Here is a 13665-nt window from a genome sequence, read left to right on the forward strand (position 1 = left end):
TGTTTTAGTTATTCCTTACTACAACCTTTGCCTAATGCTTATCAATCACAGGCGAGTAAAATCGTTAAATATTGCCACGGCCATCAGAGAGAAGATGATCATACCGCCGATGCGATAACCCATTTCCTGCACTTTTTCCGGAACCGGACGACGAATAATGGCTTCAATCGCGAAAAATAGCAGGTGACCACCGTCCAGCATCGGTAACGGCACCAAGTTAATGATGCCCAAGTTGACGCTGATCAGCGCCAAAAAGCCGAGGAAATAGACCAGACCATAATCCGCCGTTGCTCCTGCGCCTTTCGCGATAGAAATTGGGCCGCTGAGGTTATTCAACCCTACATCGCCGACTATCAATTTCTTCAGCATGCTGACGGTCAGATCAATCACCTGGCCAGTTTTTTCAAATGCTTTTCCGAACGATTCAAATACACCAAATTGCAGCTCAAATCGATAACTTTGCGGCCAATCTGCGACTTTAGGTGCGATTCCCGCAAAACCGATCACTTTTCCTTGAGACAGCTTTTTAGCATTAGGGGTTAAAGACAACGACAGCGATTCTTGCTGGCGTTCAATATCAATCACTAATGCCTGGTCAGGATGCGTCTGAATCGCGTCAATCACCTGTTGCCAATCTGTGATCGGCTGGCCATTAATGTGAGTCAACACATCGCCGACCATCAGCCCAGCACGAGCACCAGCGCCTTCAGCCTCTACACTCGTCAGCTCCGCAGAGATTTGCGGTGTAAATGGCTTAAAGCCAAGCGCTCCCATAGCAGACTCTGTTTCAGGATCAAAGTTCCACCCACTGAGGTCAAAAGTTTTGATTTCGTCGACGCCGACACCATTTGGCGATGAAACCGTCACGGTCATACGTTGATCGCCAATATGAGAAATCAGCCCCATATTGACCGATTCCCAATCCGGTGTTTCAGTGCCAGAGACCGCTTTGATTTCCATGCCCGGTTCAAGACCTGCATTGGCGGCAATAGAATACGGCGCAACATTACCCACTACTGGTTTAACGGCAGGTACACCAATCATAAACACTAGCCAGTAGGCAAAGACCGCAAAGAAGAAGTTAAAGGCAGGGCCTGCGCTGACAATAGCAGCTCGCTTCCAGAGCGGCTTTTTATCGAAAGCAAACTGCTGGTCTTGCGGGCTAACGTCATCCACTCGGCCATCGAGCATCTTGACGTAGCCACCCAGAGGAATGATGGAAATACTGTATTCAGTACCATCTTTGCCAAGGCGTTTCCAAATCGACTTACCAAAACCAATCGAAAACTTCTCAACTTTGACGCCACACTTTCTCGCCACCCAGAAATGACCATATTCGTGCACGGCAACCAAAATGCCCAGTGCAACAATAAAGGACACCAGGTTCCACAAAATGCCACTCATAATAATCGCTCTTTCAACTCTTGAGATGCCAGACTACGAGCCATTGTATCGAGCTCAATCAGGCTTTCCAAGGTATAGGAATGTAACGGACTGTTGGTTCCACACACTTTAGACAACACACGTTCATTGATAGTTGCGATATCGGTGAAACGGATCTGACCACGCAGGAAAGCATCCACCGCCACTTCGTTGGCGGCATTCAGAGACGTCGTTGCATGCTGTCCTTCATAACAGGCATCAATAGCCAGTTTGAGACACGGATAGCGCGCATAATCCACATCGAGGAACGTCAGTTCACTCAAGCGGGTAAAATCAAGCGGCTTCACTCCGGCATTCACGCGCTGAGGATAGGCCATGGTCAAGGCTATCGGTGTTGCCATGTCCTGTTCACCCAACTGGGCTATTACTGAACCATCGCGGTATTGCACCATTGAATGAATCACAGACTGAGGGTGAATCAGCACTTTCAATTGCTCGGGCGCCGCATTGAACAGCCATTTGGCTTCGATAAACTCAAGGCCTTTATTCATCATCGTCGCAGAATCGACCGAAATTTTCGGCCCCATCGACCAATTCGGATGTGCAATCGCCTGCTCAGGTGTTACATCTTTCAGTGTTTGAATATCACTGTAGCGGAACGGACCACCAGAGCCGGTCAGCAGAATGTGGGACACACCACTTTGCTGTAAATCACAGCGACCAAGGCGGGTTTGAATTTCGACCGGTAGACACTGAAAAATCGCATTGTGCTCACTGTCGACCGGCATCAGTTCTGCGCCATGCTGTTCCACGGCATCGATAAACAACTGCCCAGACATCACCAATGCTTCTTTGTTCGCCAGCAGTACACGCTTACCCGCTTTTACTGCCGCCATAGTGGGCAGCAACCCGGCCGCACCGACGATCGCGGCCATGACAGTATCGACTTCGTCACACGCAGCAACCTGGCACATTGCGTCCTGGCCAAACATGACCTCAGTCGACAATTGCAGAGCACGAAGCTCGGCCGCCAGCTGCTGCGCAGCGTCAGCGGTTGCCATGACGGCGTACTTCGGTCGCCAGCGCAGACACAAGTCGCGCATTTTGGCGACATTGCCACCTGCCGCGAGCGCGACCACAGTAAATTGTTCAGGATTCTCTGCAACTACTTTAAGCGTGCTGGCTCCGATTGAACCTGTCGCTCCCAGAATCGTTAATTTACGCATAGCAAAAACCGTCGTGATTGAGTATGGGCAGCCAAATGGCTACCCACACATTAGAACATGAAGTAGAGAAGCGCGAACACAGGGAAGGCCGCAGTCAGGCTGTCAATGCGATCGAGAATGCCGCCATGCCCGGGAATAATATTGCTGCTGTCTTTGATTCCAGAAACACGCTTAAACATGCTCTCAACCAAATCTCCCAGCACAGAGATCACCACCGTCAACAGAATCGTCAGCAGCATGATGCTCAGTGAAGAAAACTCTATCGCAAACCAGTCAGCGAATAACCAGCCAACGATCATCGCCGCAATCACACCGCCAACTAAACCTTCAATAGTTTTGTTCGGACTCACTGCTGGCGCCATTTTGTGTTTACCCAGACTTTTTCCCGAGAAATACGCACCACTGTCCGCGGCCCAGACAATCAAACACACAAACAGAACCAGTTTGGCGCCGTGGTAGAAATCCGTTTCCATCCCTTCTGCACGTAAAAACACCACGCTCCAGAAAAATGGCAGTAACGTCAGTAAACCGAACAAATGGCGCGCAGGATTTGATTCCTCCCACCAACGTCGGGAACGGGGAAAAGTAATGGCGAGAAAACTGGAGTACAGCCACCAGATGGTACCGATAGCCAGAATAGCAAAGTGAGTGCCATTAAGTGTTGCAAGCGACTGAACTGCCGGAGAAATCAGAAAAAAACTCGCACCGCCAACTAAAATAGCCGGCAGCAGTGCAATGTAACGCGATGTGTGCTGAACAAATTGGGTCCATTCCCAAAATCCCAATAGAGTCACAACTGCCAAGGCCAGAATAAACCAAGGAAGTGGCAGGAAGAAAATGCCTAAAATGACCAAAGGTGCAAGTATGAGCGCTGTAATTATTCTTTGCTTCAAACTTAGAAATCCTATTTTATGATTCCATCAATGCCTTAACTTGCTCACCGGTACAACCAAATCGGCGCTCACGATTTACAAACCAAGTCACTGCTTCAATTAAACTGTCTTCACCAAATTCTGGCCAGAACACTGGCGTAAAATACATTTCTGCGTAGGCCAGTTGCCACAGCATAAAGTTACTGATCCGGCATTCACCGCTGGTACGAATCAACAGATCCACTTCCGGAATATCAGACATGGTGAGATGTTCGGTGATCAACGCTTCGTCAATCTCTGACGGGTTGATTTCACCACGCGCCACTTTGACCGCGATATCACGAGCGGCCTGAGTAATGTCCCATTTACCGCCATAGTTCGCGGCAATGTTGACCACTAACCCGGTGTTATTCGCCGTCAGAGCTTCTGCCTGAGCGATCTTCGTTTGTAGACGCTCACTGAAACGGCTCTTATCACCAATAATACGAAGACGTAGGTTGTTCTTGTGCAATTTTTTGACTTCGGTAGACAGAACTGTGATAAACAGCTCCATTAACACACCAACTTCTTCTTCAGGGCGGCGCCAGTTTTCGCTACTGAATGCAAACAGAGTAACGGCTTTGATCCCTAGTTTCGCAGCAGTGGAGATGGTTTTTCGGACAGCGGCTACACCATTTTTATGACCAAAGACACGGGGTTTGCCTTGTGCTTTCGCCCAGCGGCCATTGCCATCCATGATGATTGCAATATGCTGAGGAAGAACATCTGAAGTGAGTTGCGAATTTTGCATAGAAACGTAGTGACGATAAAAAGATGATGAAGGGTAGCATAAAAAAACGCTGTGCTGCGAGCACAGCGTTTTTTTCACTGGCATGACGGGAGAATTAAACTTCCATCAGCTCTTTTTCTTTAGCAGCAAGCACTTCATCAATGCGTTTAACTGCAGCGTCAGTCAGCTTCTGAATCTCGTCTTGTGCTTTGTGCTCGTCATCTTCAGAGATTTCTTTGTCTTTCAGCAGCGCTTTTAGATCACTGTTCGCATCACGACGAATGTTACGTACCGCTACACGGCCGCCTTCAGCTTCACCACGTACGATTTTAACCAGGTCTTTACGACGTTCTTCAGTCAATGGTGGCAGTGGAACGCGAATAACTGTGCCTGCTGACATTGGGTTCAAACCCAGATCCGACATCAGGATCGCTTTTTCAACTTTAGGTGTCAGTTCTTTATCAAACACGGTGATCGCCAGAGTACGCGCGTCTTCTGCGACTACGTTAGCGATTTGGTTAAGAGGTGTTGGAGCACCGTAGTACTCAACAGAGATGCCAGATAGCAGGCTTGGGTGCGCACGACCAGTACGAACCTTTTGCAGGTTGTTCTTCAGTGCTTCAACACTTTTGTCCATACGCTCTTGAGCGTCTTTTTTGATCTCATTAATCACAATTTCACCTTAATTCTTATTTCATCTCGAGAGTGATTATACTGCGGAGCTGATCAACGTGCCTTCCGCTTCACCCATCACCACGCGACGTAGTGCGCCTGGTTTGTTCATGTTGAAGACACGGATTGGCATTTTGTGGTCACGAGCCAGCGTGAACGCTGCCAAATCCATCACTTTCAATTCTTTATCAAGTACATCGTTGTATGCGAGCTTATCATACAGTTGTGCGTCTGGGTTGGCTACCGGGTCTGCACTATAAACGCCGTCTACTTTCGTCGCTTTGAGAACTACGTCTGCTTCAATTTCGATACCACGCAGACAGGCTGCTGAATCAGTGGTAAAGAATGGGTTGCCTGTACCAGCAGAGAAAATCACCACGCGGCCCTGGCGCAATTGGCTGATAGCATCTGCCCAGTTGTAATCGTCACACACGCCTTTCAGAGGAATCGCCGACATCACACGTGCGTTCACGTAAGCACGGTGCAGCGCATCACGCATTGCCAGACCATTCATTACTGTTGCCAACATACCCATGTGATCACCAACGACGCGGTTCATACCTGCTGCTGCCAGACCGGCACCACGGAATAAGTTACCGCCACCGATAACAACGCCAACCTGAACACCAAGTTCTACCAGTTCTTTCACTTCTTGAGCCATACGGTCAAGAACGGCTGGATCGATACCAAAACCTTCTTCGCCTTGAAGCGCTTCACCGCTAAGTTTTAACAGAATACGTTGATATGCTGGTTTAGGGTTCGTTGTCATGGACTTTACCTTCCAAAGAGAGTTGTTGATTAACAGTCATGGATACACTTAACCATTTAAGCGCATTCATCACGGTTAATCTCGCCTTAGTCGTGAAAAGACCGCAGCCATGGCCACGGTCTTTTTCTGAGCATTCTCGCTAAGGATTAACCTTTTTGAGCTAGTGCTACTTCTTCAGCGAAGCTTAGGCCTTCAGCTTTCTCGATACCTTCACCCACTTCCAGGCGAACGAATGTAGAAACTGACGCACCTTTTTCTTTCAGGACTTCGCCAACAGATTTCTTAGGTTCCATCACGAAAGGCTGACCAGTCAGAGAAACTTCACCGGTGAATTTCTTCATGCGGCCTTCAACCATTTTCTCTGCGATTTCTTTAGGCTTGCCTTCGTTCATCGCGATTTCAACTTGAACTTCACGCTCTTTTGCTACTACGTCAGCTGGTACGTCTTCTGGGTTTACGTACTCAGGACGTGATGCTGCAACGTGCATTGCGATGTGTTTCAGAGTTTCAGAGTCGCCTTCACCAGCAACAACTACACCGATTTTCTCGCCGTGACGGTAAGAAGCCAGTGCAACACCTTCAACGTACTGAACGCGACGGATGTTTACGTTTTCGCCGATTTTCGCTACTAGAGCAACGCGAGTTTCTTCGAATTTAGCTTGTAGTTCTTCAACGGTTGCTTTCGTTGCCAGAGCGTCTTCAGCTACTTGGTTAACGAATGCAGTGAAGTTAGAGTCTTTTGCTACGAAGTCTGTTTGGCAGTTCACTTCAAGAAGAACCGCTACGCCGTTTGCTTCTTTGATTGCGATAGTACCTTCAGCAGCAACGTTACCTGCTTTTTTAGCAGCTTTAGCAGCGCCTGATTTACGCATGTTTTCGATCGCAAGCTCGATGTCACCGTTAGTTTCAACAAGCGCTTTCTTACATTCCATCATACCTGCGCCAGTACGTTCGCGCAGTTCTTTTACTAGAGCAGCAGTAACAGCCATTCTCTATTCCTCAGTTTGATTCTGGATATGGTAAAAATTAGGGGCCTACATTTTCGGCCCCCAATGCTAACTATAACTTAGCTTATGCTTCAGCTTTGTGGCACATAGAGCTAAGTGTAACTCAGAGCCGCTATTATTCAGCTTCTACGAAACCGTCTTTGTCAGCAACTGCCGCTACGTCTTTGTTACGGCCTTCGCTTACTGACTCTGCTGCTGCGTTCAGGTATAGCTGAACTGCACGGATTGCGTCATCGTTACCTGGGATAACGAAGTCAACGCCGTCTGGGTTAGAGTTAGTATCAACAACCGCGAACACTGGAATGCCCAGGTTGTTTGCTTCTTTAATTGCGATGTGTTCGTGATCAGCGTCGATTACGAATAGAGCGTCTGGTAGGCCGCCCATATCTTTGATACCACCAAGAGACTTCTCTAGCTTCTCCATTTCGCGAGTACGCATTAGAGCTTCTTTCTTAGTCAGCTTGTCGAAAGTACCGTCAGTAGACTGGATCTCAAGATCTTTCAGACGCTTGATTGATTGACGAACAGTTTTCCAGTTAGTCAGCATACCGCCCAACCAGCGGTTGTTAACGTAGTACTGGTTGCTTGCAAGAGCAGCTTCTTTAACAGCTTCAGATGCAGCGCGCTTAGTACCTACGAAAAGAACTTTACCTTTCTTCTCGCCAACTTTAACTAGCTCAGCAAGAGCTTCGTTGAACATTGGTACAGTTTTTTCTAGGTTGATGATATGAACTTTGTTACGAGCACCAAAGATGAATGGCTTCATTTTTGGGTTCCAGTAACGAGTCTGGTGACCGAAGTGAACACCAGCTTTCAGCATATCGCGCATTGATACAGTTGCCATTATATAATCCTCTATGGGGTTAGGCCTCCACATCCCCCATGTCTCCGACTTCTCAGCTTAGCTGGAAGCACCCCGGAACACGTGTCGGAATGTGTGTGATTTAAAGTTTAATGTTAGCGGACTCGACGCTGCTTCGCCAAAATGAAGAAAACAGACCGAGATTCCGGCGCGCTTTATATCATATTTGGCCCTTGTGTGGCTAGAAAAAATTACCTTTTTCTCCGAACAGCGAGCCGTAAAGCCCGCTCATTTGGCGTGCAGTTTGGCTCTCTGTTTTGCCTGCATCTCCGCGAGTGAAGCGACTCTAATTCTCATTCTTACTCGCCTCACTTCTTGCGCTTCCCTCTTCCACTGTTACAATAACGCCATTAGCACAACCTGTGCCTAGAGTTAGTAGAGAAAGCCGATGTCTGTAAAAATTAAGAATGCTGAAGAAATTGAAAAAATGCGCGTAGCGGGCCGTTTGGCAGCTGAGGTTCTGGAAATGATTGAACCTCATGTAAAAGCGGGCGTAACGACCGAAGAACTGGATCAGATTTGTCATAAGTACATCACTGAAGTTCAAGGCGCAATTCCAGCACCTCTCAACTACCACGGTTTCCCTAAATCTATCTGTACTTCAATCAACCACATCGTGTGCCATGGCATTCCAGCGACTGGCGACAGCAACTTTGGTCAGCTAGTGCGCCCTGGCGTACTGAAAGATGGTGACATCCTGAACATCGACATTACCGTTATTAAAGATGGTTACCACGGTGACACGTCAAAAATGTTCCAAGTGGGCGACGTTGCGCCGGCAGACAAGCGTCTGTGTCTGGTGGCTCAAGAGTGTCTGTACCTGTCTCTGAAAAAAGTGAAGCCAGGCGTGCAACTGGGTGAAATCGGCACGACGATTGAGAAGCACATCAAGACCAACAACAAGAACAACCCGAGCACTAAATTCTCTATCGTGCGTGATTACTGTGGTCACGGCATTGGTGCCGAATTCCACGAAGAGCCACAAGTTGTACACTACAAAAACAGTGACCGCACTGTACTGCGTGAAGGCATGATTTTCACCATCGAACCGATGATCAACGCAGGTAAATTTGGCTGTCGTCTGGATGATGAAGATGGTTGGACAGTTTACACCGCTGACGGTAAAAACTCAGCACAGTGGGAGCACACCATTCTGGTGACGAAAGACGGCTGTGAGATCCTCACGCTGCGCAAAGAGGAAAGCATTCCTCGCGTATTCCACAACGCATAACCACATTCACATCATCCCTGCTTCGGCAGGGATTTTTTTATCTGCGCTCCCAAGGCCAGCCATTACGGCGGCGCATCTTGAGCACACTTGGGATTATCTGTTAGATTCAGTCTCAGTATCTTTTGAAAGACTTGCACGGACCGCATTGTATGCCCTATTTATCTCCGCTGAGTTTCAGCGATGAACAACTGACCATCAGCGAGCTCAAGCAACAGCTGGAGCACTTCGCTCAATATCAGAAAGACGAGTTCCTCAATCACAACCCGGTCACCGACTTGGTGCTTGGCCGCGCAGAGTACATGGATCTGTTACTGCGCCGTCTGTGGCAATCTTTTGGTTTCGCCGAGATACAAGACCTGAGTCTGGTCGCGGTCGGAGGCTATGGCCGTGGAGAACTGCATCCACTGTCAGACATTGACATTCTGGTGGTGTCAAAAGACAAACTCAGCGACAACATCGCGTCCAAAATCAGCGAGTTCATCACCTTTCTATGGGACTTGCGTCTGGAAGTCGGTCATGCCGTACGTACTGTGGCTGAGTGTGCGGATATCGGTCGTGAAGATTTGACGGTGGCGACCAACTTGCAGGAGGCTCGCCTGCTGTGTGGCAGCGAAGAGACATTCCACCGTCTCAAACTGGTGATCCATTCAGAAACCTTTTGGCCAAGTGAAACCTTTTACCGCGCCAAGATTCAAGAACAACGTGAACGTCACGCCCGTTATCACGACACCACTTACAATCTGGAACCGGACATCAAGTCCACGCCAGGAGGTCTGCGCGATATTCATACTCTCAGCTGGGTTGCTCGCCGCCATTTTGGCGCTACTACGTTGTATGAAATGAGTCGCTATGGCTTTCTGACCGACGCTGAGTTTCGTGAACTGGTGGAGTGCCAGGACTTTTTATGGCGCGTTCGCTTTGCACTCCATCTGGAGCTCAAGCGGTACGACAACCGCCTGACCTTTGCTCATCAGGCGCAGGTTGCCGAACATTTGGGCTTTACCGGCGAAGGTAACCGTCCGGTCGAAATGATGATGAAAGAGTTCTACCGCACGCTGCGCCGCGTGGCAGAACTCAATAAGATGCTGCTCAAACTGTTTGATCAGGCCATTTTGAACAATGGTGAAGAGAGCGAGCCTGAAATCCTTGATGACGATTTCCAGCGTCGTGGCAATCTGATTGAAGCGCGCAAACCGGCACTGTTTCAGGCACGTCCGGAAACCATTCTCGACATGTTCCTGCACATGGCCAACGACTCCACGATTGAAGGTGTATCACCTTCGACGATGCGTCAGTTGCGTACGGCACGGCGCCGCCTGAACAAGTTCCTGCATACCATTCCGGCGGCTCGCGAGAAGTTCATGGAGCTGGTACGTCATCCGAATGCCCTGCACAAAGCGTTCAGCCAGATGCACAAACTCGGCGTTCTGGCAGCCTATCTGCCGCAGTGGAGTCAGATTGTGGGGCAAATGCAGTTTGACTTGTTCCACGTCTACACCGTGGATGAACACAGTATTCGCCTGCTAAAACACATTCATGTTTTCTCAGATATGAAAAATCATGAAAAGCATCCGATTTGCTGCGAAGTCTACCCTAAGATTCAGAAAAAAGAGCTTTTGATTCTGGCAGCCATCTTCCACGACATCGGTAAAGGTCGTGGTGGCGATCACTCTGAAATCGGAGCAACCGAAGCGTACGATTTTTGTATCGAACACGGATTATCAAAACCGGAAGCGAAACTGGTGGCCTGGCTGGTTCAGAACCACTTGTTGATGTCGGTCACCGCGCAGCGCCGGGATATTTACGATCCGGACGTCATCATTGAGTTCGCGAAAAAAGTGCGTGATGAAGAGTATCTGGAATATCTGGTGTGTTTGACGGTTGCAGATATCTGCGCAACCAACCCGGAATTGTGGAACAGTTGGAAACGTACTCTGCTGGCGGAGCTGTTTTATTCGACACAACGCGCGCTGCGCCGCGGGTTGGAAAACCCGGTCGATGTACGCGATCGCATTCGTCACAACCAGCAAATGTCGTCTGCCCTACTGCGCAAGGAAGGCTTTAGTAGCCGCGAAATTGATTTGCTGTGGCAACGCTTTAAAGCCGACTACTTCCTGCGCCATACACACAAACAAATCGCCTGGCACTGCACTCACCTGTTACGACACGATGATCCGACTCAACCACTGGTCATGGTTAGCAAGAAGGCGACCCGGGGCGGCACAGAAATCTTTGTCTACACCAAAGACCAGCCCGCGCTGTTTGCCACCGTGGTGGCGGAACTCGACCGCCGTAATCTCAACGTCCATGACGCTCAGATCATGACCAGCAAAGACGGTTACGTACTCGATACTTTTATGGTACTGGATCAGAATGGTCAGGCGATTGAAGAATCGCGCCACAAAGCCTTGAGTAAACATCTGGTACACGTGCTGGAAGACGGCCGCCCGACCAAGATTAAGACCCGTCGTCTGCCGCGCAACTTGCAGCACTTTAAGGTGAAAACTCAGGTCGACTTTCTGCCAACCAAAAGTAAGAAACGTACGCTGATGGAATTCGTGGCGCTCGATACGCCGGGACTTCTCGCCACCGTCGGTGCAACCTTTGCAGAGCTGCATCTCGATTTGCACGCGGCGAAGATCACCACCATCGGTGAGCGCGCAGAAGACTTGTTCATTCTGACTGGCGCACACGGCGCCCGATTGAGTGAGGAAGAGGAGTTGGCCCTGCGCGAAAGGCTGATTGAAAACGTTTCCGAATTGGCGCCAAGCTAAGTGGCACAAAGGAATAGCGATCTTGTCCACAACTTAAGCGTATGGGTAGAAACTAAGCTATCTACCACAGGATTAGACTGCTACATTGAATTCAGGTCATTGATGTAACAAAAATAATATAGAGGTCGCTTATGTTTCCACACCTCACGGGTTTAGGGATTACAGATCCAACGCAGATTGAACGCTATTCATTGCGTCAGGAAGCGCACAAGGATGTCTTAAAAATCTATTTCAAAAAGCAGAAAGGTGAACTGTTTGCCAAGAGTGTAAAATTCAAATACCCAAGGCAAGTTAAGAATGTACTGGTTGACAGCGGTAGCCATCAATACAAAGAGGTCACGGAGATTAACCGTAATCTGACCTTAATCATTGATGAGCTCAACCAAATCACCAAGCATGTTCAGATTACACAAGTGGACGTGAAACAGAAGATCCTGAGCGACTTGCGTCACCTGGAAAAGGTGGTTGCCAGCAAAATTGCGGAAATTGAATCCGATCTGGAAAAACTGTAATACCATTCATTCGATAAAAAAGGTTCCCACTTGGGAACCTTTTCTTTTATGTTTAGTTTAGCCATCCCGCCCAGTAGCCGACCAGAGCCAGCGCCAGCGCAGACATCACGCCTGCAACCAGATCGTCAAGCATGATCCCCAGTCCGCCGTGCACGCGTTTATCGAGCCAGCCAATCGGCCAGGGTTTAACCATGTCGAAAAAGCGAAACAACACAAACCCCGCAAGCAGCCATTTCCACTCAAACACTGGCAGCTGTAACACTGGCACAATCAGCATGGTGATCCAGAATCCGGCAAATTCATCCCACACAATTGAGCCGTGATCATGCACCTGCATGTCATCCGATGTTACCTGGCAGATCTTAATCCCAATCAGGCTGGCTGCAATAACGACAACGATATACAGCGTGAGCGGCAGTTGCGCCAGCAACAGGTAACAGGGCACAGACGCCAGAGTTCCCATAGTGCCCGGCACTACAGGAGACAAACCGCTGCCAAATCCGGTGGCGAGCAGATGCCATGGATTTGTCATCGACAAACGAGATTTCGGATTGGTCATTCTGATTCCTTAAAGTGATCGTATCCGCGCAGATTCCAGTCCAGCTTTTCGCCGTTGTTATGCAATTCAAATGTGCCTTGCGGGCGAATCTGGCCAATACACGTCACTTTGGTACCGCAGTGCGCTAATGCACTGTCCAGCGAACCTTTGTTCTGTTCAGGTACGGTGAAACACAGCTCATACTCTTCACCGCTGGTGAGAGCGCATTTCTGTGCGGTTTGAATGTGGCCGACAAACTGACGCAGTTCCTGAGACATCGGCAGAGTACTGACATCCAGACTGACGCCAACATTGGATTGACGCAGAATATGACCCAGGTCGGAAATCAGACCATCCGATATATCGATGGCTGACGACGCCAGATTGAGCAGTGCCTGCCCCACCAAAATACGTGGTGTCGACAGGTAATGGCGCTTTTCCAACTCCGGCGCAAACGGCTCATGGCGTTTAGCCTCGTCCAGAATCACATCCAGCCCCGCTTTGCTGTCACCAAGCTCTCCCGTGACATACACCCAATCGCCGACTTTGGCTGTGCTGCGCAACAACACTTTATCCTGAGGCACGAACCCCTGCACTGTCAGAGTAATGCTGAGCGGGCCTTTGGTGGTATCGCCGCCAATGAGCTGAATGTTGTAGTAATTAGCCAAGTCAAAAAATGCCGTGCAGAACGGCTCCAACCAGGCTTCATCAATTTCAGGCAACGTCAGTGCCATGGAGACCCAAGCCGGGGTTGCCCCCATGGCCGCCAGATCGCTTAAATTGGATACCAGCGCTTTGTGTGCCACCCATGCTGGGTTGGCATCGGCCAGAAAATGAATGCCAGCCACCATGGTATCGGTGCTGATAGCAATGCGCACATTATCTGGCGCTTTGACAACCGCACAATCATCGCCGAGAGCGAGATGCACGTCTTTACGTTGTGGTTGGCGTGAAGAAAAGTATTTGTCGATTAGGTTAAATTCACCAAACATCGGAAATTCCAAGTCTTTCAGAACAGAGAAGAGTGTAGCAGCGAAATAAAAAAGGTCA

13 protein-coding genes are annotated in these 13665 nt (G+C 49.1%); 3 read left to right on the forward strand and 10 right to left on the reverse strand.

What is annotated here, in order from left to right:
- Positions 1-45: 45 nt before the first annotated feature.
- The 8 genes from rseP to rpsB form a co-directional block, all read right to left on the reverse strand.
- A complete protein-coding gene (gene rseP, locus JIG40_RS02305) occupies positions 46-1404 on the reverse strand; it encodes a sigma E protease regulator RseP (protein WP_020331668.1) in 1359 nt (452 codons plus the stop codon).
- Positions 1401-2609, reverse strand: coding sequence for a 1-deoxy-D-xylulose-5-phosphate reductoisomerase (gene ispC, locus JIG40_RS02310; protein ID WP_061056203.1), 1209 nt, complete (start codon positions 2607-2609; stop codon positions 1401-1403). The genes rseP and ispC overlap by 4 nt, the downstream gene beginning before the upstream one ends.
- A 50-nt stretch (positions 2610-2659) precedes the next feature.
- Positions 2660-3502: a phosphatidate cytidylyltransferase gene (locus JIG40_RS02315; protein WP_020331666.1), complete on the reverse strand. Its 843-nt coding sequence runs from the start codon at positions 3500-3502 to the stop codon at positions 2660-2662.
- Between the two features lie 16 nt (positions 3503-3518).
- Entirely contained in the window at positions 3519-4271 is a 753-nt protein-coding gene (gene uppS / locus JIG40_RS02320; protein ID WP_024373548.1) for a polyprenyl diphosphate synthase, read from the reverse strand.
- Between the two features lie 94 nt (positions 4272-4365).
- Entirely contained in the window at positions 4366-4923 is a 558-nt protein-coding gene (gene frr / locus JIG40_RS02325; protein ID WP_020331664.1) for a ribosome recycling factor, read from the reverse strand.
- 36 nt (positions 4924-4959) lie between these two features.
- A complete protein-coding gene (gene pyrH, locus JIG40_RS02330) occupies positions 4960-5691 on the reverse strand; it encodes a UMP kinase (protein ID WP_004724892.1) in 732 nt (243 codons plus the stop codon).
- 146 nt (positions 5692-5837) lie between these two features.
- On the reverse strand, positions 5838-6680 hold the full coding sequence (gene tsf, locus JIG40_RS02335; protein ID WP_199464699.1) for a translation elongation factor Ts: 843 nt from the start codon (positions 6678-6680) through the stop codon (positions 5838-5840).
- A gap of 133 nt (positions 6681-6813) precedes the next feature.
- Positions 6814-7542 (reverse strand): 30S ribosomal protein S2, encoded by a 729-nt coding sequence (rpsB, locus tag JIG40_RS02340; RefSeq protein ID WP_020331662.1) that lies wholly within the window; start codon positions 7540-7542, stop codon positions 6814-6816.
- 406 nt (positions 7543-7948) lie between these two features.
- On the opposite strand from rpsB, the gene map reads away from it, so the two are divergent.
- From map to JIG40_RS02355, 3 genes are all read left to right on the forward strand, one after another.
- The gene (gene map / locus JIG40_RS02345; RefSeq protein WP_020331661.1) at positions 7949-8791 is read left to right on the forward strand and encodes a type I methionyl aminopeptidase; all 843 of its coding nucleotides are present in this window, start codon (positions 7949-7951) and stop codon (positions 8789-8791) included.
- 149 nt (positions 8792-8940) lie between these two features.
- Positions 8941-11565, forward strand: coding sequence for a bifunctional uridylyltransferase/uridylyl-removing protein GlnD (gene glnD / locus JIG40_RS02350; RefSeq protein WP_032082553.1), 2625 nt, complete (start codon positions 8941-8943; stop codon positions 11563-11565).
- 131 nt (positions 11566-11696) lie between these two features.
- Positions 11697-12077, forward strand: a complete 381-nt coding sequence (locus JIG40_RS02355; protein ID WP_020331659.1) for a DUF3461 family protein — start codon at positions 11697-11699, stop codon at positions 12075-12077.
- Between the two features lie 52 nt (positions 12078-12129).
- On the opposite strand, the gene pgpA is transcribed toward JIG40_RS02355, so the two are convergent.
- Together pgpA and thiL are read right to left on the reverse strand one after the other, a co-directional pair.
- Positions 12130-12636, reverse strand: a complete 507-nt coding sequence (gene pgpA / locus JIG40_RS02360; protein ID WP_199464700.1) for a phosphatidylglycerophosphatase A — start codon at positions 12634-12636, stop codon at positions 12130-12132.
- Positions 12633-13607 carry a thiamine-phosphate kinase gene (thiL, locus tag JIG40_RS02365; protein ID WP_199464701.1) on the reverse strand — a complete coding sequence of 325 codons (975 nt, stop codon included), beginning with the start codon at positions 13605-13607 and terminating at the stop codon, positions 12633-12635. Before thiL ends, pgpA begins: the two co-directional genes overlap by 4 nt.
- Positions 13608-13665: the final 58 nt, after the last annotated feature.

Origin of the sequence: Vibrio sp. bablab_jr001 (assembly GCF_016464285.1) — a bacterium.
GTDB classification, from domain to species: domain Bacteria; phylum Pseudomonadota; class Gammaproteobacteria; order Enterobacterales; family Vibrionaceae; genus Vibrio; species Vibrio fluvialis.

What these genes read in the sequence shown, in the direction of transcription:
- rseP (WP_020331668.1), bottom strand. Translation starts at nt 1,404, where the DNA reads ATGAGTGGCATTTTGTGGAACCTGGTGTCCTTTATTGTTGCACTGGGC.
- ispC (WP_061056203.1), bottom strand. Translation starts at nt 2,609, where the DNA reads ATGCGTAAATTAACGATTCTGGGAGCGACAGGTTCAATCGGAGCCAGC.
- uppS (WP_024373548.1), bottom strand. Translation starts at nt 4,271, where the DNA reads ATGCAAAATTCGCAACTCACTTCAGATGTTCTTCCTCAGCATATTGCA.
- pyrH (WP_004724892.1), bottom strand. Translation starts at nt 5,691, where the DNA reads ATGACAACGAACCCTAAACCAGCATATCAACGTATTCTGTTAAAACTT.
- tsf (WP_199464699.1), bottom strand. Translation starts at nt 6,680, where the DNA reads ATGGCTGTTACTGCTGCTCTAGTAAAAGAACTGCGCGAACGTACTGGC.
- rpsB (WP_020331662.1), bottom strand. Translation starts at nt 7,542, where the DNA reads ATGGCAACTGTATCAATGCGCGATATGCTGAAAGCTGGTGTTCACTTC.
- map (WP_020331661.1), top strand. Translation starts at nt 7,949, where the DNA reads ATGTCTGTAAAAATTAAGAATGCTGAAGAAATTGAAAAAATGCGCGTA.
- glnD (WP_032082553.1), top strand. Translation starts at nt 8,941, where the DNA reads ATGCCCTATTTATCTCCGCTGAGTTTCAGCGATGAACAACTGACCATC.
- JIG40_RS02355 (WP_020331659.1), top strand. Translation starts at nt 11,697, where the DNA reads ATGTTTCCACACCTCACGGGTTTAGGGATTACAGATCCAACGCAGATT.
- pgpA (WP_199464700.1), bottom strand. Translation starts at nt 12,636, where the DNA reads ATGACCAATCCGAAATCTCGTTTGTCGATGACAAATCCATGGCATCTG.
- thiL (WP_199464701.1), bottom strand. Translation starts at nt 13,607, where the DNA reads ATGTTTGGTGAATTTAACCTAATCGACAAATACTTTTCTTCACGCCAA.